The sequence below is a fragment of the Tenacibaculum sp. 190524A05c genome, from assembly GCF_964036595.1.
In the GTDB taxonomy this organism is placed as follows: Bacteria; Bacteroidota; Bacteroidia; order Flavobacteriales; family Flavobacteriaceae; genus Polaribacter; species Polaribacter platacis.
Map to the genome: position 1 here is coordinate 1,984,387 of NZ_OZ038523.1, position 21,273 is coordinate 2,005,659.

General features: G+C 32.4%; 14 protein-coding genes and 2 tRNA genes. 4 read left to right on the plus strand and 12 right to left on the minus strand.

Going from position 1 to position 21,273, the window contains the following annotated elements; translation table 11 throughout:
* Window positions 1-29: 29 nt before the first annotated feature.
* From infB to rimP, 3 genes are all read right to left on the minus strand, one after another.
* Window positions 30-2,906: a translation initiation factor IF-2 gene (gene infB, locus ABNT61_RS08675; RefSeq protein ID WP_348745619.1), complete on the minus strand. Its 2,877-nt coding sequence runs from the start codon at window positions 2,904-2,906 to the stop codon at window positions 30-32.
* Between the two features lie 87 nt (window positions 2,907-2,993).
* Window positions 2,994-4,250 carry a transcription termination factor NusA gene (gene nusA / locus ABNT61_RS08680; protein ID WP_348745620.1) on the minus strand — a complete coding sequence of 419 codons (1,257 nt, stop codon included), beginning with the start codon at window positions 4,248-4,250 and terminating at the stop codon, window positions 2,994-2,996.
* 10 nt (window positions 4,251-4,260) lie between these two features.
* Window positions 4,261-4,722 (minus strand): ribosome assembly cofactor RimP, encoded by a 462-nt coding sequence (gene rimP, locus ABNT61_RS08685; protein ID WP_348745621.1) that lies wholly within the window; start codon window positions 4,720-4,722, stop codon window positions 4,261-4,263.
* 223 nt (window positions 4,723-4,945) lie between these two features.
* Between rimP and ABNT61_RS08690 the strand changes: the two genes are divergently transcribed.
* Window positions 4,946-5,539 carry an N-acetylmuramoyl-L-alanine amidase gene (locus ABNT61_RS08690; RefSeq protein WP_348723747.1) on the plus strand — a complete coding sequence of 198 codons (594 nt, stop codon included), beginning with the start codon at window positions 4,946-4,948 and terminating at the stop codon, window positions 5,537-5,539.
* 70 nt (window positions 5,540-5,609) lie between these two features.
* Here the strand turns inward: ABNT61_RS08690 and ABNT61_RS08695 are convergent, their stop codons facing one another.
* The 6 genes from ABNT61_RS08695 to ABNT61_RS08720 all read right to left on the minus strand — a co-directional run bounded on the left by ABNT61_RS08695 (window position 5,610) and on the right by ABNT61_RS08720 (window position 11,226).
* Window positions 5,610-6,905, minus strand: a complete 1,296-nt coding sequence (locus ABNT61_RS08695; RefSeq protein ID WP_348745622.1) for an alginate export family protein — start codon at window positions 6,903-6,905, stop codon at window positions 5,610-5,612.
* Between the two features lie 50 nt (window positions 6,906-6,955).
* A complete protein-coding gene (locus ABNT61_RS08700; protein WP_348745623.1) occupies window positions 6,956-7,804 on the minus strand; it encodes a type IV pili methyl-accepting chemotaxis transducer N-terminal domain-containing protein in 849 nt (282 codons plus the stop codon).
* Window positions 7,805-7,851: 47 nt separating this feature from the next.
* Entirely contained in the window at window positions 7,852-8,211 is a 360-nt protein-coding gene (locus tag ABNT61_RS08705) for a hypothetical protein (protein ID WP_348745624.1), read from the minus strand.
* A gap of 198 nt (window positions 8,212-8,409) precedes the next feature.
* Window positions 8,410-8,480, minus strand: a tRNA-Gln gene (locus tag ABNT61_RS08710).
* 73 nt (window positions 8,481-8,553) lie between these two features.
* The gene (locus ABNT61_RS08715) at window positions 8,554-10,995 is read right to left on the minus strand and encodes a DUF4114 domain-containing protein (RefSeq protein WP_348745625.1); all 2,442 of its coding nucleotides are present in this window, start codon (window positions 10,993-10,995) and stop codon (window positions 8,554-8,556) included.
* Between the two features lie 160 nt (window positions 10,996-11,155).
* Window positions 11,156-11,226 (minus strand) — tRNA-Gln (locus ABNT61_RS08720).
* A gap of 204 nt (window positions 11,227-11,430) precedes the next feature.
* Between ABNT61_RS08720 and ABNT61_RS08725 the strand changes: the two genes are divergently transcribed.
* The 3 genes from ABNT61_RS08725 to ABNT61_RS08735 all read left to right on the plus strand — a co-directional run bounded on the left by ABNT61_RS08725 (window position 11,431) and on the right by ABNT61_RS08735 (window position 18,282).
* On the plus strand, window positions 11,431-14,601 hold the full coding sequence (locus ABNT61_RS08725) for a DUF2723 domain-containing protein (RefSeq protein ID WP_348723756.1): 3,171 nt from the start codon (window positions 11,431-11,433) through the stop codon (window positions 14,599-14,601).
* A 185-nt stretch (window positions 14,602-14,786) separates the two neighbouring features.
* Window positions 14,787-17,213, plus strand: coding sequence for a LodA/GoxA family CTQ-dependent oxidase (locus ABNT61_RS08730; protein WP_348745626.1), 2,427 nt, complete (start codon window positions 14,787-14,789; stop codon window positions 17,211-17,213).
* A 4-nt stretch (window positions 17,214-17,217) separates the two neighbouring features.
* Complete coding sequence (locus ABNT61_RS08735; RefSeq protein ID WP_348745627.1) at window positions 17,218-18,282, plus strand: NAD(P)/FAD-dependent oxidoreductase; 1,065 nt, start codon at window positions 17,218-17,220, stop codon at window positions 18,280-18,282.
* Between the two features lie 61 nt (window positions 18,283-18,343).
* Here ABNT61_RS08735 and ABNT61_RS08740 read toward each other — a convergent pair whose 3' ends face one another.
* From ABNT61_RS08740 to ABNT61_RS08750, 3 genes are all read right to left on the minus strand, one after another.
* On the minus strand, window positions 18,344-18,637 hold the full coding sequence (locus ABNT61_RS08740; protein WP_100923649.1) for a thioredoxin family protein: 294 nt from the start codon (window positions 18,635-18,637) through the stop codon (window positions 18,344-18,346).
* 87 nt (window positions 18,638-18,724) lie between these two features.
* Window positions 18,725-19,948, minus strand: a complete 1,224-nt coding sequence (locus ABNT61_RS08745) for a metallophosphoesterase (RefSeq protein ID WP_348745628.1) — start codon at window positions 19,946-19,948, stop codon at window positions 18,725-18,727.
* 122 nt (window positions 19,949-20,070) lie between these two features.
* On the minus strand, window positions 20,071-21,204 hold the full coding sequence (locus ABNT61_RS08750; RefSeq protein WP_348745629.1) for a serine hydrolase domain-containing protein: 1,134 nt from the start codon (window positions 21,202-21,204) through the stop codon (window positions 20,071-20,073).
* Between the last annotated feature and the right edge of the window lie 69 nt (window positions 21,205-21,273).

Consider the following 21,273-nt stretch of genomic DNA (forward strand, 5'->3'; position numbering starts at 1 on the left):
CCTTTTATAATTTATGTATAGAAAAGTGATTATTTCAACTTTTTCTTAACTGCTACTTCAATGTAAACTTCGATTACATCCATCTCTTTGATATCATTGTATCCTTTGATTTGTAATCCACAGTCATATCCTTTTGTAACCTCTTTAACATCGTCTTTGAAACGTTTTAACGAAGCCAATTCACCATCATGAACTACGATTCCATCTCTAATAATTCTAACATTAGAATCTCGAGTAATCTTACCACTCATAACCATACATCCTGCAATATTTCCAATCTTAGAAATTTTATAAACCTCACGGATTTCAACATTACCAATAACCTCTTCTTTCATCTCAGGAGATAACATTCCTTCCATTGCATCCTTAAGGTCATTAATAGCATCATAGATGATAGAATATGTTCTGATATCTACCTCTTCTCTATCGGCAACATTTCTTGCATTTCCTTGTGGTCTTACATTAAATCCGATAATAATTGCATCAGATGCCGAAGCTAATAACACATCAGATTCTGTAATAGCTCCAACTCCTTTGTGTAAGATATTAACTTGAATTTCTTCAGTAGATAATTTCTGGAAAGAATCTGTTAATGCCTCTACAGAACCATCCACATCTCCTTTTAAGATAATGTTTAACTCTTTGAAATCTCCTAACGCAATACGACGACCAATTTCGTCTAACGTTAATGTCTTCTGAGTTCTTACAGATTGCTCACGTTGTAATTGAGAACGTTTAGCAGCGATTTGTTTTGCTTCTCTTTCGTCTTCAAACACATTGAATTTATCACCTGCTTGAGGTGCACCATCTAATCCTAAGATTGATACTGGAGTTGATGGACCTGCTTCTTTAATTTTGTTACCTCTTTCATCAAACATAGCTCTTACTTTTCCACTATGTTTACCTGCTAATAAGTAATCTCCGATTCGTAAAGTACCAGCCTGAACTAAGATTGTAGAAACATATCCTCTACCTTTATCTAACTGAGCTTCCACTACAGTTCCAATAGCACTCTTATCTGGATTTGCCTTTAACTCTAATACTTCAGCTTCTAACAATACTTTTTCTAATAACTCATCAATTCCTTGACCAGTTTTTGCAGAAATTTCTTGTGATTGAATATTACCACCCCAATCTTCAACTAATAAATTCATAGATGATAATTGAGTTTTAATATTATCTGGATTTGCGTTTGGCTTATCTACCTTGTTAATTGCAAATACAATTGGTACATCTGCAGCTTGAGCGTGAGATATTGCTTCTTTCGTTTGCGGCATTACATCATCATCGGCAGCAATTACAATAATTACTAAATCCGTCACCTGCGCACCACGTGCACGCATTGCTGTAAAGGCCTCGTGACCTGGTGTATCTAAGAAGGCAATTTTTTGACCTCCATCTAAAGTAACACTATACGCACCAATATGCTGAGTAATTCCTCCACTTTCACCTGCAATTACATTTGCCTTACGAACGTAATCTAATAACGATGTTTTACCGTGATCTACGTGTCCCATTACAGTAATAATCGGAGCACGAGGTAATAAATCTTCTGGTTTATCTTCAACCTCTTCGATAGACTCTTCAACCTCTGCACCAACGAACTCAACTTTATAGTTAAATTCTTCTGCAACTATTTGAAGTGTTTCTGCATCTAAACGTTGATTCATTGTTACCATCATTCCTAACATCATACATGCAGAGATGATATCTGTAACAGGTTTATCCATCATGGTTGCTACTTCACTTACAGTAACAAACTCGGTTACCTTAAGCACATTTTCTTGAGCAGCTTGCATTTCAGCTTCAGCTTGTTGTCTGTGCTGATCTCTCTTCTCTCTTCTATACTTAGCTCCTTTACCTTTACTAGATTTTCCTTGAAGCTTTTCTAGAGTTTCTCTTACTTGTTTTTGGATTTCTGCTTCTGTTAGCTCTTCCTTTTTAACCTCAGGTCTTCTCCCTCTTCTATTACCTTGATTTCCTCTTCTGTTACCTTGGTTTCTATTTCCTTGACCGCCACGATTATTACCTTGTCCACCACGGTTGTTGTTTCCTTGACCACCACGGTTGTTTCCTTGTTGATTTTGGTTTCCAGTTCCTGGCTTAGTAATTCTTCTACGTTTCTTTTTATCTGCGTCGTTACCCTTATTTGCTTCTGGCTTCTTTTTCTTTGGTCTTTCAAATTGTTTTAAATCAATTTTCTGACCTGTCATTTTAGGACCATCAAGCTTTTGGTACTTCGTCTTGATTTTTTCTGCGTTATCTGGAGTAATCTCCTTTTTAGGCTCAGCTTGCTTTTTAGGCTCTGGCTGCTTCTTAGGTTCAGTTTTTTCAACAAAACCTTTAGGAGCTTCTTTCTTCTCAACCTTAGGAGTTTCTTTCTTTTCTACTTTAGGAGCAGGAGTTACTGGTACAGTCTCCACCTTTTTAGGTTCAACTTTAACCTCTTCCTTCTTAACTTCAGGTTTCTTTTCTTCTACCTTTGGTTTTCGCTCTTCTTTAGGAGTTTCTACTTTAGGCTCTTCTTTTACTTCAGGAGCTTTGTCAGCATTAATATCTATTTTTCCAACAGTTTTTAATTGAGGCTTTTCGGCTTTAGCTCTAAGAACTTCTTGCTTTTTAGCTTCTTCTTCAGCACGCTTTGCTTCTTGTTCAGCTTCGATTCTTTTGCGTATTTCCTCCTTTTCTTTACGCTTTTCTTCGCTTACTTCTTGAGAAGCAACACGCTTAGACTTATCCGTTTGGAAACCGTCTAATAACACTTGGTACTCAGAATCAGAAATCTTGGTTGTTGGACGCGCCTCGATTTCGTGACCATTCTTTGCCAAATGTTCCACTGCTCTATCTAAAGAGATATTTAATTCTCTTAAAACTCTGTTTAGTCTTAATTTTTTAGCTTCAGCCATAAATAGTTTAATACTTTATATTTTATAAGTAGAAACATTATCTACTTATTGATTTCGATTTAAAGGCACCGAAAAACCTTAATATTATTAATCTTCGAATTCTTCTCTTAAAATTCTCTGAACCTCAACAATAGTTTCTTCTTCTAAATCTGTTCTTTTTACTAGCTCAGTAACATCTTTATCTAAAACACTCTTCGCTGTATCAAGTCCAATTTTTCTGAATTCTTCGATCACCCATGCTTCGATTTCATCAGAGAATTCTGTTAATTCTACATCTTCTTCTTCAATTCCTTCACGTTGTACATCAATATCATATCCTGTTAACTGACTTGCTAAACGAATATTAACTCCTGATCTACCAATTGCTTTAGAAACTTCCTCTGGTTTTAATAGAACATTTACTCTACCTTTTTTCCCATCCTTCTCCTCTTCAAATTTGTTGATCGTTACTGAAGTAACCTTAGCTGGACTTAATGCCCTTGCAATATACAACTGTTCGTTCTTAGTATAGTTAATTACATCAATATTTTCATTACCTAACTCACGAACGATTCCGTGGATACGAGAACCTTTAACACCAACACAAGCTCCTACAGGATCAATTCTATCATCATAAGAATCTACAGCGATTTTTGCTTTATCTCCTGGTATTCTTGCAACACCTTCAATTGTAATTAATCCATCAAATACTTCAGGAATTTCTTGTTCAAATAACTTCACTAAGAAACCTGGAGCCGTTCTAGATAACACAATAGATGGTTTATTTCCTCTTAATTCGACCTTCTTGATAACTCCTCTTACAGAATCACCTTTTCTAAAGAAGTCTGAACGAATTTGCTCAGTTTTTGGTAATACTATCTCATTACCTTCATCATCTAATAAAATAACCGCATTGTGACGGATATGGTGAACTTCAGCACTGTAAATCTCTCCTTCTAAATCCTTGAACTGCTTGAATACATTTGTACTATCGTGCTCATGGATTTTAGAAATTAAATTTTGACGTAATGCTAAAATTGCTCTTCTTCCTAAATCGATTAATTTAACCTCCTCAGATACATCTTCACCTATCTCAAAATCTGGCTCAATTTTTCTTGCTTCTGATAGCTCAATCTCCTCATTATCATCTTCAGACATTCCATCTGCTACAACGACACGATTTCTCCAAATTTCTAAATCTCCTTTATCTGGGTTTATAATGATATCAAAATTATCATCAGAACCGTATTTTCTTTTTAATGCAGAACGAAATACTTCTTCTAAGATAGACATTAACGTAACCCTGTCTATACTCTTATTGTCTTTAAAATCTGAAAACGACTCAATTAATGCAATATTTTCCATTCCTGTATTATTAAAATATGATCTTCACTTTTGCTTCTGTTATAATATCCATCGGTATTTCTTCAACTTTTTCTACCGTATGTTTTCCTTTACCAATTGGTTTTGGTTCTCTTGCTTTCCAAGTTAGCACTATGCTATCTTCTTTAACTTCTATTAACTTTCCTTCGAATTCATTGTCGCTAGTTTTCACTTTCAACGTTCTATTCAAATTCTTGTTATACTGACGCTTAACCTTTAACGACTCTGATATATCTGGAGAGGTAACTTCTAAAGAAAAATCTTCTTCTTCCCTATCTAAGTTATGCTCTATGTTCCTACTGATTCTAATAATTTCATTTAACGGAACACCTGAATCTCCATCTACAATTACTTTGATTTTGCTATTTGCAAGAAACTTTAAATCGATTAAAAATAGTGATGGATTTTCATCCAAAGCTTCTTGTAATAATGCTCTTACTTTATCTTGATTCATTTTAGGTATAAAAAGAGGGGACTTGCGTCCCCTTCATACATCTTATTTGAGAAATTCGGTGCAAATATAATAACTAATTCTATATAAAACAAACGTTATAGCCTTATAAGAATGATATTCAAACCAATAAAAAAAGAGAAATGAACCTACAGAAAAAAATGCTTTTCACCCTTTTAGCTGTAAGATTAACCTTGTAATTTTATAGGATTAAAAATTAAACACTATGATTGTATTACTTGATAATGGACATGGAGGTCTTATAAATGGGGAATATCAAACCAAAGGAAAAAGAAAAGATTGGGGTGATGATGGAATAATTTATGAAGGTGAATTCAATAGGGCTATTGTGAACGGAATCATTGAAGAACTCACCAAATTAAACATCTCGTATGTGAATCTTGCTCCAGAATATAGAGACGTTACACTAGAAACACGAGTAAAAAGAGCTAACAAATACCCAAAGAATTCTTGCTTCTATTTGAGCATACATTCTAATGCGGGAGGTGGACACGGAAGTGAAATATTTACCTCACCAGGAGATACTAAAAGTGATAAAATTGCTACAATTTTTGGAAATGAGTTTAAAAACGAGTTTCCTGACCGAAAATTAAGAACTGATTTTAGCGATGGTGATTTAGACAAAGAAAGACGATTCTATGTTTTAACAAACACCAAAATGCCAGCAATTTTGACCGAGAGTTTCTTCATGGACAACTTAGATGAATTCAAAAACATACTCAACACAAAAGAGGGAAGACAAAAAATTATAAACTACCACCTAAAAGCTATCATTAGAACCAAAAACGAACTGTTCTGATAAAAACAAAGCCTCTTAATATTATTTAGAGGCTTTAGAAGGATTAAAAAAAAGTAAAACTTACGGTTCACTATATCTTATTATCGTTGTTTTTCTTTTGAAACAAAGTAGGCTTAACAATCAACATTGCCCATCCCCAATTTTGGGTACTGGATGGATTCGAAACTCCTTTTAAAACCTCCATTGCATCACTTGCAAACAAATGGGAATAACCTATTTTTAGCGTAGCAAATGACATTACCTTTTGAGTAAAAACCACATCTACTTCTGTTCCTAAATAATTCTCTGCTCCAATATCTTTATCAGACATGAAATAATGAATTTTACCAAGAAGACTAGACTTTGTACCCGTTTTAAAAACAGCTTTCGCATACATATCTTTCAAACCAACTGAGTTTGCATGATTTCCAACATAGAAATAATCCATAAACCCATTAAACTTATGATTAGTTCCAAATATTGGAAAGAAAGAACTTATTTCCCCATCGGTAGCCCCATTGTCATCTCCACTTAAAATCTCGAAACCTAAACCGAACAAAGTTTTGTTAGGTTTATAATTTAACTCAAGCATTGCATTATAAGCAGACAGATCAACATTATCGAAAAACTCACCTGTTTGCGCATAAAGATTTGCCAATATTTTAAATGAATTGTTAGGCTTAGAAACCAAATGAACACCAAAGGTTTGACGATTAACCACTCCTTCTACAGGTGTTTGACCAGCCAAATTTTGATAGGAATTATTAGCGAAAAGAAAACTACCTGAAAAAGATTTCCACTTTTTATTGGCCCAAACATAAATCATGGATTTATAATCAAAAACAGCTCGCGCATCTCCAGCATTATTAGGGTCAAAAAGAGTTCCTTGTCTACTTACACCGTTTTGATTGAAAGACAAACCAAAATCCAATTGAAATCCATTTTGCTTGTAATTAACCAAAGCTGCATCATGAAATCGTCCTTGCATTGCCCAATCCAATCCTCCAAAAATCCTTTGGTCATCATAAGACAAAACTTGTCTTCCAACTTTAATCATCCAATTTTTATTGAAATTAAATCTAACCCAAGCTTGAGCTAACGAAAAACTATTATTCCCATCATTTGGACTTATTTGAGGAGTATCTCCCCAAACACTTACATCTTGTACACTAAAAAAAGTTGAGAAATTTTCGATTGCATATCCTAAGTTCAGTCGAGATCTTTGTTGAACAAATAATCCTGGATCAACACCTTCTGGAATTAAATTACCAAAACCGTGTGAATACTCTAATCGCGGCCTAATATCTAACCCTACATTGAACTCTTGAGCATCCAAATAATTTGAACACAACGCCATTAGGATTATTCCAACTATATATTTTTTCATACCAGAAAAGTTTTAATGAATAGTAAATCATATAAATCAGACTCAATAATTTAAAGTTTAACCTTCTCATAGGAGATGGTAACTTTATTAAAAGCCTTAGTTAAATCATTACTAAGCTTGTACATTTCCTTTGGAGTAAAACCATTCTTAAACAACTTTTCTTCATTATTCCTTACCAATTCCCATTTTGCCATTGCAGCACCAAGAACTTCTTCAACTTTTGCATTATTGAAATTTGATATCAGTAAATCGGTAATCGCATCATCAATATTCGAATACACACCTCTAAGACGCGCTTCATTATTCTTGTCTTTTAAACTACCACTATTAGCAAAGTAATATAAAGCCAATCTCTGACTCAACATTCTTTGTTTACCTGCCCTATTAATCGTCTGTTTCAACTCAACATCCTCTTCAGACAAACTATCGTCTGAGCTGGCATTATTAGCATTTTTAGACTCTAAAATTACTGCTTCAACAACATCGTTCGTTTCTTTTAGTAAAATAGAATTTGTAGCTATCACTTCTTTAGCGTTTTTCAAATTCGGCACACCTTCAATCAAAGACTTAAACTTACCCCAAGTTTTATTCACTTTAGAAATCAAGTTCTTTGTTAATTGAGACTGAGAGTTAGCTCCTAAAATTTTATTCTGTTTTTCAAATATGATCTTAGTAGTTAATAAATCTCGCTTTGCTTTTGCATCTGTAGGATTTCCCAATAAATACAAATATGTTTTAGCGAGTTTTTGCGTTAACATTCTTTGTTTTCCTGAAATATTAACGGCTTTATTAAAAGTCAACATTCCATATTTAGACTGACCATTAATATTCATTGGTTTTGCAAATAACAATACTGTACATGTTAGTGCAAATATTTTGAATAACGTAGTTTTATTCATAACTGTTTAAATTAAGTTAGTATTAATAATTGTTTGTTTTAGGAAGACTAATATTCCTGAATACTGAAGTTTGAAATTTTACCTTCGGGAGACAACTTTAGAACAACTAACATAGAAGCATTTTCGAATTCAGTTAAATAACTATTTCCGGACTCCTCTTCTAAAATCAATTCAGAATTACCCATTGCTCCTTTTTCAGAATGAGTATCCTCTATTATTTTACTAAGTTTTTGTTTTGTTAAAACTGCTTGTAGATCTGCAGTAAATAAATCGAAAATTTGATCTGTACTTTTCGCATTAAAAGCCTTGACTATAGAACCCAAAACATTATTATAATCTTCTTTCGTTTGAGAGAATGAAAATTGTACAAAAAACAACAGTGCAATTGAAAGAATAATTTTTCTCATATTACTAGGGATAAAGAATTAAAAATTATTTCTTCGGGGAGATGCTGTTCGGTAAATATAGTTAAAATTTTGTTAATGAGCGATTTAAAATGTTAACTCATTAAGAAAACTACAATTTTAGAGGCAAAAAACAATCATTTTGATAACGGAGAAAGATATATAAAACAAAAAAGCTTCTAACAATGTTAGAAGCTTCTGTTGGCCTACAAGGACTCGAACCTTGAATATCGGTACCAAAAACCGGTGTGTTACCATTACACCATAGGCCAATTTTGTGGGTGCAAATATAACACAAAATAACGTCTTAAAAAATTAAAACGTTATTTTTTTTTGAAAAAATCATTACTCGGATACTAGTGTACCTTTATATGCTAAACCTCCACTATCAATTATCATATACTTAAATATTCCTTTCTTATCTGATTCTAAATTAAATAACACTTCTTTTCTGTTGTTACTCTTTGTTTCTAAGTCTCCATTAAAAATTGCTCTTCCTAAGATATCATAAACCATTAAAGTAACTTTATCTGATTCTTGAGGTAATCTAATTGTTGTTTGTCCTCTAAAAGGGTTTGGGTAATTTGAAACTCTATCACCACCATCTACACTAAAATCATCAACAGACAATACTGAATTACTAGCTCTAAATGCAACGTTATTAATTTCTAATTGAAAATCTTCAGTATTCACATAATCTCCGATTACAGAAAATACAATTGTTTTCACATCGTTAATTTCAGAACTATTTCCATTTCCGTCTACAAAATCACTAAACGCAATTTGATGTTCAGTTAGATCTTCATTTGCTGGAATTACATATCTCATTCTATTATTCCAATTATCTAAACCTTCAGTCATTAAAACCACTTCTATATCATGAGACGTTCTCATTTCAAAAGCTGCAAAGTTATACGCCGCTACATCTAATGTTTGATCTCCCGGTAATACATGTCTAAATACATTCATTGTTCCGAAAACTTCTCCGTATACTGAAATATTACGATTCACTTCATGTACACCTTCTTCGTCAAAAATATCATCATTCGAAACTTCAAAACTTGAAATTGAAGCATGTTCGCTTAAGTAATCTAAACCCCATGGCCCGTCCGCTAAATACAATCCGTCTGTTGCACTTGAAGTAGTTGTTGATAATGAAAAACCAACATCAAATAATACTCCTGTATCAATTACTAACATTTGATTCCACTCTCCTGTTAATTCTAAACTTTCCGTATAATTAACCATATCCGAAACTTCAGTAGCTTGAATATTTCCATTGAAAAGAACCTCTTCAGATTCATTTTTATTAATTACATTAAGATATAATTTTCCGTTTGAATACGTTCCTGAACTCACAAAAACCGAAGGGATTTCTGTGTTAGTTCCATCACTTACTAAAGCTTTTTCATTTGTAAACGTATCTAATATGTAATTTACATTAGAGAATACTTGAGAATATGTGCTTCCCCAAACTTGGAAATTAAAATAGTTTCCTTCTGGATATTGCTCAATGTTCCAATAACTATGTAATTCATTTTGAGCATCACCAATTTTAATTGAAAAACCTACAGTGTATTCTACTAAACCATTAGCTCTTTTAATTTTAGAACTTACCATTTTATGGCCTCTTGTAATTATGGTTCTAATATCTTCAATTGTTGAACTATTCAAACGATCACAAATTGCTTTTGAATGATCATATACCGCTCCTTCTGTTCTAGTTGCTAAAATTGCTGAAACTCTGTCACTACCATTATAATAATCCGCTGCAAAAACTTCTAAAGCGTTTGTAATTCCTAATAAGTCATCAGGACTAGAAATCGATGCTGTTTCAATACCATACATTCCAGTTTCAGGTAAATAACCCATGATTGAATTACTACTCTTATTTTGCATTGAACTCTTATCGAATCTCTCTTGGAACTTCTGCAAGTTCTTATATGTTTTGTTTTTACTTCTCTTTAAATTTCTTTTCGCTATTAACTCTGCTAACTTACCATTACTTTCTAATCCTCCATCATAAGATGAAGTCACATTACTTCTTGAAGAAACGTCTGCTACATTAGTCGTTCTCATTGCTTCATATGGAGAAGCCGTGATGTAAAAAACTGCATCATTAAAATCGTTATCACAACTATTATAATCTCTACGAATATCTTCAAAACCTAGAATTACTCTTTCATTTTCAGGATCTGCTAATAATACATTATGATGTCTTAATTCTGGATTTGATTCTGGATTAAAATCAGGATCAGAAAAAACAGTCCAATGCCCCCATCCTACTTTTTGTTGAGAAGAACTCCAAGCATTTGCCATTAACACCCATCCAATTCCTGTATTTGCAGGAAAACTTCCAATCTTAACCTTATCACCAACTTGTAATCCTCCTCCACTACCTAAAGCAGAAGCATTAGGGAAAATTATAGTAATATCTTCTTCAGCTGGAGCTGATGTTGGTGGATTATCTAAATCATAAGTGTAAAAACCTAAAACATTTCTGTATCCCGCTCCTTCAGAAATAAACGTAACAAACACATCAGCTGCTTGAACTAACTCAACATTAGTATCGTAACCTGCTGTAATATATTGAGGATTATAATCTGGTACTGGATACGACTCTGGAAGTGCATCACTAATCATTTGTAAAGTTTCAACTGAAACATTATCACCAGGATTTTCAAGATAATCTGGAGTTCCATTAGAAGAATAAGTTCCTAAATATTGGTAGTTCTGAGCAATTGCCAATTGCGATATAAAAACGATAAGAAGTAATAATTTTTTCATAATGATAAATTTTATACCTCTAAATTACATTCAAGCTTTTTAAAAAATCGCAAATACAGCCGAATGGTAGCTAAGTGTTGCTTAAATAAAAAAAAGTGAGCACTAACACTAAATATGAAAAATAAAAAAAGCTTCAGCAATACTACTGAAGCTTTCAACGTTGGCCTACAAGGACTCGAACCTTGAATATCGGTACCAAAAACCGGTGTGTTACCATTACACCATAGGCCAATTGCAAATGCGGTCGCGAATATACAACAATTTCCAAATTACGAACAAAAAAAATTACTTTTTTTAGTTTTAACATTACTTTAGAATGTAAAAACTATCAGCAAATAAGTTATAGTGTACTTTTGTTTGTGCTCGTAAAAAATAATATATCTACTATATTAATAATAAATTATAGTACATTCGCATTGATTTTTTAACTCTATTATGAAAGACTTTAGCTACAAAAAATGGAACATTATTTTAGGATGGGTTTCATTTGGTATTGCATTAATCACGTATACTTTAACCTTAGAACCTACAGTTAGTTCTTGGGATTGTGGAGAATATATTTCAACCGCTGTTAATTTAGAAGTTGGTCACCCTCCAGGTGCACCTTTATTCCAAATGCTGGGAGCGTTTTTTGCTATGTTTACTAATGACCCAAGTAATTGGGCCTATATGGTGAATTTCATGTCTGGATTAGCTAGTGCTTTTACTATCTTATTTATGTTTTGGACTATTACTAATTTGGCAGAAAAAGTAGCTAGTAGAAATGGAGTTTTTTCAATTGGAGAACAAATTGCTGTACTGGGAAGTGGATTAGTAGGATCCTTAGCATATACATTTTCAGATAGTTTTTGGTTTAGCGCAGTAGAAGGTGAGGTTTATGCGATGTCATCGTTTTTAATGGCACTACTATTTTGGCTTGGTTTAAAATGGGAAAGTGAAATCAATACACCTAGAGGACATAGATGGCTTATTCTAATTAGTTTTGTTGTTGGACTTTCTTTTGGTGTTCATATACTTTCATTATTAGTAATCCCTTCTATCGTTTTGATCTACTTCTTCAAGACATACAAGGAGATCACATTAAAAACAACAGCGATTGCAACATTAGTTTCAATATTTGTTTTAGCTTTTGTATTTAAATTCTTATTCCCGTTTACATTAAAGTTCTTTAGTGTATCGGAGCTTTTCTTTATCAACTCTATCGGATTACCATATAATTCTGGGACTATAATCGCCGGAATTGTTTTAGTAGCTTTATTCTATTTTGGATTAAAATACACCAGAGACAAGAAATTGGTTTTTACAAATACCATAATTCTTTCGTTATTATTTATCATGATTGGATTTTCTACTTGGTTAATGTTACCAATTAGAGCGAATGCAGATACAATTATTAATGAAAATAATCCTTCAAGTGCTCGTGAATTATTAGCATATTATAATAGAGAGCAATATGGAGATGCTAATGTTTTTTATGATAAGTATTATTCATTCGCCTACAAAAAAGAGCAAGAAACTACTACCGACGATTACGGAAATACAGTTTATGCTTACAGAGATGATAAGCCTAAATATGAGAAGATTAATGGTAAATACGAAATTGTAAATAACTACAAGAATGTATTACCAAAATGGTCAGATAAACATAAAGGATTCATTCCAAGAATGGTTGATCCTGGATCTCAGCAGTATTATAAACAAATTGCTGGTATTCCACAAAGAAGTACTCGTAGACCGACTTTCTTTGAAAACATAAAATTCATGATGAATTTCCAATTTGGTTACATGTACGGAAGATACTTTATGTGGAACTTTGTTGGAAGACAAAATGATATTCAAGGTCATTTAGATAATAATGGAAATTGGTTAAGCGGTATTAAGGTTATAGATGAAGCTAGATTAGGTTCGCAAGAAAAACTTCCTGACAATTTAAAAAACAATAAAGGAAGAAACACTTACTTCTTTTTACCTCTTATTTTAGGTATTCTTGGATTACTGTATCATATTAAAGAAGATAAAAATAACTGGTATACATTGGCCTTATTCTTTGCTTTTACTGGTTTTGCAATTATCTTCTATACCAACCCCAAACCTTTTGAACCAAGAGAGCGAGATTATGCAGTTGTTGGATCATTCTACGTATTTGCCATCTGGGTAGGTTTCGGAGTATTAGCTTTATATGATAGTCTAAAAGGATTTATGGATAAGAAAATGGTTGCATTAGGAGTTTCCATATTCTCTTTGTTGGCTGTACCAGCTTTAATGGGATTCCAAAACTGGGACGACCATGACAGAGGAGATCGATACTTAGCTCAATTAAATGCTCAAACTTATTTAGAAAGTTGCGATCCAAATGCTATTTTATTTACCATTGGAGATAATGATACTTTCCCTCTTTGGTATATGCAACAAATTGAAGGTGTTCGAAGAGATATTAAAATTGTAAACACGAGTTTATTTGCTACAGATTGGTATATCGATCAGATGAAGAAGAAAACATATGATGCAGATCCAATTCCATCTAAACTTCAACATCACCAATATAAATATGGAACCTTAGATGTAGCATATCACATGCCACACCCACAATTAAAAGATTCGGTAATTTCTTTAAGCACTTTCATGAAATGGATTGCAAGTAGTAATGATGCAACTTATTACGAAACTGAAAGTGGTGTAAAAGAAAAGATTTATCCAACTAATAAAATTAGAATTCCTGTAAATAAAGCTAATGCTTTAAAGTATGGAATCGTTGCTGCTAAGGATGCAGATAAAATGGTTGACTATATTGATATTCAAATTGATGATGTAATCACAAAGAATAGAATATTAATGTTAGACATTCTTGATAATTTTGACTGGACTAGACCAATATATTTTACTGGTGGTGCAAATGCTTCGGAAGAATACATTTGGTTAAAGGATTATTTACAGTTAGATGGAATGGCTTTTAAATTGGTTCCTATTAAAACTCCTATAGCAGACAGATCTATGTTTGATATGGGAAGAATCGACCCAGAAAAAATGTATGAAAACATTAAAAAATGGGATTGGAAAACAATCAATAATGGTGAAATATATTTAGATGAACAAGCTAAACGAAATGCCATTTCACTTCGAAATAACTTAATGCGTTTATCAGAAGAGTTCTTAATTAAAGGTGATACTGCAACAGCTAAAGAAGTTCTCGACCTTTCTTTACATAAAATGCCAATTGAAGATTTTGATCATTTCAGTATTTCTTTAGGATATCCTGAATTATACTATAGAATTGGAGATAAAGATAAAGCAAGACAAACCTTTGAAACATTAGCTACAATTTTCAAACAATATTTAGATCATTACTATACTTATAGTGTTGAAGATTTCCAATATGCTAAGGATGATATTGAAACTAATTTATATATGTACCGTACTTTAGTTTTAAATCAAGTATTAAGGTTTGATGATGATGAAACTTATGGAAAGAACGCCTTATCAGAATATCTTGAGATAGAACGTCTATTCATGGGTGATAATGGTATTGAAGAACAACTTCAACAACTTCAAATGTTAGACTCAATGGAAACTAAACGACAACAAGCGATAGATTCCGTTAAACCATAAATAAGTTAAGGCTGCCAATTGGCAGCCTTTTTTATTCTCTAGTATTTTTCACTCTAAATAATTCAAGAAAACATTCATGCTTAGAATCACCATTCTTATAACTCATTTTTAAAGCCTTGTTACATTTTTCCAAAAACAGAACATAACCGATGGTAAATTTGGTTGTAACCTTAAACCAAATTAAAATGAAACTACGTATATATCCTTCAATAGGAATTGCAAGACTAGGAAATGGTCCAACAAACAAAAAAGATGTTGTGTTTACACCAGAAGTTCCATGGGCAAACTTATATGAAGAAAACTTAGAATTTCACACCAATGATGGCGCATTAAAAAAGCAGGCTCAACGATTTTATATTTATGAGTGTGATGATAATGGTAAACCTATTCGTAAAATTGATCCATCTTCTTGTGATATTCAATGGACGGTAGAAGTAGCGAATAAAAAACCATTCTGGTACGATTTTAATAATAGTTTGGATTTATCAGTAAATACTGATAATCACAATTTGAGTCCTAATTTTTTCACAAAAAACATTGCTCCAGGTATTAGTACATCAAGAAGAAATCCAAATGTTTTAAACGAACAATTAATCAACAATAAGGATTATGATTATAGACAAGAATTAGTAAATAGTCCTAGTCCAACCACAATTAACTCAACAAATACCTCGCCTGTAAAATTAGGTGGTAAATTTCCATTTCCGTTAAAAGGTGAAACTGACAGTAAGATTGCAGCTGCCATGAATTTAGATGCTAGAGATGTAAATTTAGGTGCAGTTGAATATGATGAAGGAAGCCTTATATTTTATCCCGGAGACGGAATCTCTGCTGCTTTAATCCCATCTGATTTAAACACAGATTTTGCCGACAACTCCAATTGGTACGATGATATATGTGATGGAAAAATCACAGCTAAAGTCACAATGAATGGAAATACGTATGAATTGAATGATGCTGACTCAGCTGCGTGGGTTGCTACTGCTCCACCAGATTATGCTCCGCAAATTCAACCTTTATCTACAATGTATGATCTTATTTGTGGTATAGCAAGTGAAGATTTTACCACAGATTTTAGTTTAATATTCCCAGTATTATATCGTTTATACAGGATGCAATGGGTGAATTTAAGTGACTTCTTAGCTCCTTCTTTCAGAGAAACGATAGATGAACTAACACCAGAAGAATTCAAAGCTCTATATAGTAATTCCAAAGCGGCACAACCAGTAAGAAATAAAATCTTTAACTTATTTAGAGATCCTTTATACAACTATACTAACGAACCTATAATTCCAAGTAAAAGTAAAACCGACATCACTAATATTGGTAGCGGTACACAGGAACTAAAATATCCTTTTTATCCAGGAGATGGGATTAATTATCCAGGTAGTCCTGCACAATGGTTTGCTATACCTCCAGTTTTATATCATGAACTGAAAAAATGGAAAGATGGTAATTTCAGCTCGTTAGAAGGTGATTTTACTAATATGGATGAATTAGGAAAACATTATCAAAATCAATATCTAGAAGCTGCACAAGACCCAGCTAAATCTGCTTTATTGATGACAAGAGCTGTATTGGAAACTCTTTATGGAGGTGGATTTCATCCTGGAGTCGAATTAACTTGGCCGATGCGACATGCTCAAATGTATGCTGAAAACTCGTTAGCTTACGCTGATATTACTCCTGGAAATTCATTCTTTGGATTACGAGAAATTCGAGTTGCAGCTGCTTCAAAGGAGGAAAAAGAAAAGATCTTTTATAATGATTTTGGATTTCAAATGAATTCAGATGATGTAAAAGCCTCTATGAATGATGGAGATGCTAAAAGTTGGTTATGGAAAAGTACACCAGGAGATTTAACCAAATGGATGGGGATTCCTTGGCAATCCGATGCAGGAAGTTGTCAAAAAGTGTTTTTAGATAGTCAATACCCAATTCCAGCTTGGTGGGCAGCAAACTTACCAGTTGATGTATTAACTGAAGAAAGTTTAGTAGCCATGAGAAATACTGAATTAAAGTCGGAAACTATTCAATACGTTTATGCGAACAGACTTCCTTGGTTAATGACAACAGACACTGGATATGTAGGATATCATGCTGAAGGAGGATATATGAATGGTTTAATAAACATGGTATACAAATGGAAGAATGTAGGAGTTGTAGCAGGAAGAAAATCTAACGTTAATGGTATACCAGAGTTAGTATATGTTGCCGCTGAAAGTAAAAACGTAAAAAATAAAACTTCTATATTTTTAGGAAAAGCTGTACCTGGAAAACCTGTAACATTAAGTCCTCCTAGTACTTTTTATACAAACACTAGAGAAATGGTTTGGATACCTGATAATGCTACTATCGTACTAGCTTCTAACTTAGAAGGTACAGGAGAAGTTTTTGTTGATGATGTTTTCGAAATGAAAGTAAATGGTGAATCAGTTTTCAAACACGATTTCAGTAATAATTGTAGTGGTAAAATAACACCTCAAGCACCTATAGATATAACTTCTAATCTACAAAACGTAGTTAATTCTTTTGTAACCATTGAAGTAAATTATATTGATAAATGTGGAGGATATGAATCTTCTTCAGAATTTTACTTAGTTATAAAATAGAAATATGAGTCCTGAGACATTACATACCGATGCACTAATTGTAGGAAACGGAGTTTCAGGACTCATTTTACATTATGTATTGCAACGAAAAGGAATTAACAGCATACTGCTATCAAAAAGTAACAATCAACAAAACTTACCGCTAGCCGAGACTTTGCCTCCTAGTACTTTGGAATTATTATATGAGATTGGACTACTGAATTTGTTTGCATCACAGGCTAAGAAAACATATGGATACCAATCAAAATGGGTTGGTTCAAATATTATTGATGAATCTTTCTTTTTAAAGAATAAATTCGGATATGGATTAAAAATTGACAAGAAAAAGGTTATTCAATCTTTAAAAGAACGATGCAATCAAATCATTGAAATTAATGAAGTTCATATTGACTCTAAAACTGAATCAAGCGGTAACATATTCGTAAAGAATAATGAGAATAAAAGTTTAAACATTCATACATCATTATTAATCGATGCCACGGGTAGAAAAAGACATCTATTAAAACAAGCAAAGATTAAAGAAATATCATACGATGATACTTTAGCATTTCTATGTTATGTTCCAAAAACAGGACCTAATTTAAAATATGGATTTTTAACTGAAGTATTTTCGAAAGATTCTTGGGGAACAGTTTCAGACCTTAATGAAACAACAAGAATTATATCGCTTTATACTTCAAAAGAAAACAAACAAATTTCTCTATTCAAGCAATATAAAGAATGGGAAAACTTATTATACAAAACTGATGTTTTAAAACATTGTCTCCCAAAACAAGGAAGCTTTAAAGTATATGGACGACAGGCAAATTCATCGATTCCAGAAAAAATAACACATAACAATATACTCAGCATTGGAGATGCTGCTTTAGCTTTTGATCCAATTGCATCACATGGAGTTTCTAATGCAATATATACGGCAAAAGAAGCCGCACGTTCTATTGAAAAACATTTAGCTAATGACCATAAGAGTTTAGAAAACTACGAACAAAAATTATATTCAATTTTCAATGAATACATTTCGCAAAAAGAAAAGCTTTACAAAATGAACTTCCATAAGTTAACAACATAAAAAAGGTTGCCAATTGGCAACCTTTTTTATTAATAATATATTTTCAAAATTCGTTTAGAACTTAAACATACTGTTGAACTAAACCAATTAGAGTATTTGCATCTTGCTCTCCTGTCTTTCTCCACATCATCTCCCCTTTTTTATAAATCATAAAAGTAGGATTTCCTTTTACTCTAAGTGCATCAGCTAAAATTTCATTCTTTTTAATATCAATCTTAATAACCTTTGCCTTATCTCCTAAAGCCGCAGCAACATCTCTTAATGTTTCTACACTGTTTTCAGCATCATCCCAATCAAAGTAAAAATCGATTAATACGGGGATATCGATGTTGATGATTTCGCCAAACTTTGTCATTTTTTTAATAATTTATTTAAAAAATACGGCTAAAATTACTATTTTTTTATTAAGCATCAACGATTTAACTCAGAAAAAACGTTAAAATCACGCTTTTTTTAACTCAATTACAGTTATTTCCGGCCAAATTCCTACTCTACCCGGAAAAGCATGATATCCAAATCCTCTATTTACATTAATATATCTTCCGAATTCTTTATATAGTCCAGCCCATTGCTTGTACACATATTGAGAAGGACTCCATCTAAAAAACCCTGGAATTTCTATACCAAACTGTAAACCATGTGTATGTCCACTTAATGTTAAATGATAGTTGAAATCATTATCCTTTACTTTTAAATCCCAATGTGTAGGATCATGTGTCATTAAAACTTTAAAATCTTCTTTTTGAATTCCTTCAGAGGCTTTATTCAAATCACCAGATTTTTTAAATCCTTTTCCCCAATTTTCAACACCAACTAAAGCTATTTTCTCTCCATCTTTTTCAATATATCGATGTTCATTTAATAACAGATCAAAACCGATTTTCGGATGAATATCTTTAATCGCATCAAAGTTTGCTTTTTTATCAGCTTCTGTTTCCCATTGAGAGTAATCTCCATAATCGTGATTTCCTAAAATAGAATACTTTCCCATTGGAGCTTTCAAAGCACTGAACATATCAATCCAAGGATCCATTTCTTTGGCAAAATTATTTACGATATCTCCAGTAAATAAAATCATATCTGAATTCTGCTCATTGATTAAATCCACACCATACTGAATTTTCTCTTTATTATCGAAACTTCCTGAATGGATATCTGTGATTTGAGTGATGGTAAATCCATCAAAAGCTTCTGGTAAATCTTCAAAAGCTAATTGATATTTTAAAACTTTATAATTGAACTTTCCTTTGAATATCCCATATAGCATACTTGCAAAAGGAATTGCAGCTAATCCTAAAGCGAGCTGAGAAACAAACTTTCGTCTACCCGCAACAGATTCGGTGGTTTCTGATGAAAAGAATGAGATTCCTTTTTTGACATAACGAAACACATCTTCCCCAAACATTACGATCAGAATAAATAATTTTGGCAATAACGCTAGTAGCATAAAACCAGCTGCCCATTGAAACTGTCTGGTTTGACCCGAAGTTCTATCTGATGAAAATATAACGTAGAAAAAATTAAGATAAGCCAAAGCTCCAAAAGCCAGCCAACCATATTTTATGAATTTGTTTTTTGTAAGTGTTTTAATTGCTTGAAACGCATAAATTTCTAAAACTATAATAAGAGAAGAAATAATAATTACAGGGATTACCCAACGAGGCATAATTTTATTTTTAATTTAACCCAACAAAGATACGGCTATCTTACAATACATTATATACAGCTAAACAATGGAATATGATAAATAAGTGTTAATAAAAACTATAACCCTAGTAAGAATTCCTTTTATTTTAAAACTTTCACTAACTGTTTCACAATTGCATTAACATTCATACTTGTTGAATTATCAAGGACAACAATTGCATTTTTAAGTTTAGTATTTCTTGCGAAACTTGTTCTCGCTCCTAACCAAGAACCATTATGGGCATGTGCATCTTTCCCAAAAATAGACCAACCAAAACCATAATTGATAACAGTTCCATCATTTAAAACTGTTTCTTTAAAAGCTTCTTCCATGGTAGTTTTAGATAACAGATGATTATCATACCAAAACTGATTCCATATTATAAAATCATCAATACTAGAAAACACTCCTCCATCTCCAGCTATGCCATCTAAAACTCCTGGTTTTAACTCTACAACATCTCCTAATATATTTTCAAAAGACCAGGTTTTATTTGGAAAAGTTTTATCCTTGGAAAGTAAATTCCAAACTCTTGTATTCTTCATCTCTAACTTATCAAACAACTCGGTTTGCATAAATTCTTCAAATGATTTTCCTGAAACACTTTCTATAATTGCTGCTAATAGCACATATCCTGTATTGTTATAAGAATGAACTTCATTCGGGTTATTTTCTAAAGGTAAATTTTCTTTAGCTAATAATTCAACCATCATAGGAATGGTTAAGGCACTTCCTATTTCTTTCTTATATTTTTTAGGAAAATCCATATAAGCGTCTGGAATTCCTGATGTATGAGTCAATAAATTTCTAATTGTTACTTTTTCATATGGTAAAGCAGGTAAATACTTTGTTATAGCATCATCAAAATTCAATTTACCTTTTTCTTTCAACAACATAATACCTACTCCAGTAAATTGTTTTGAAACAGATGCCAATCTAAACGATGACTGAGGTGTTAATTTTTCCTTTCTTGTATAATCTGTAAAACCATATGTCTTTTTAAGCAATACACTATCATTTTTAATCAACAATACTGCACCATTAAATTTATTATCTTTTTGAAGTTTGGCTAACCATTTATCTGTTTTCTCTACTTTTTCGATTAGACTATCATTCTCACTAAGGACTAATTCGTCAATTTTTGACATTTTATTAAATGCCCAAATACTAGCAACTCCAAAAGCTAGAATCCCAAGTATTACAACCGAAATTATAATTTTCCAAATTAGTTTCATTAGTTTAGATTTTATGGTTAACTGTCTGACGTAAATTACAAAAGTTTGTTTCAATTTTTACTCTTTTTT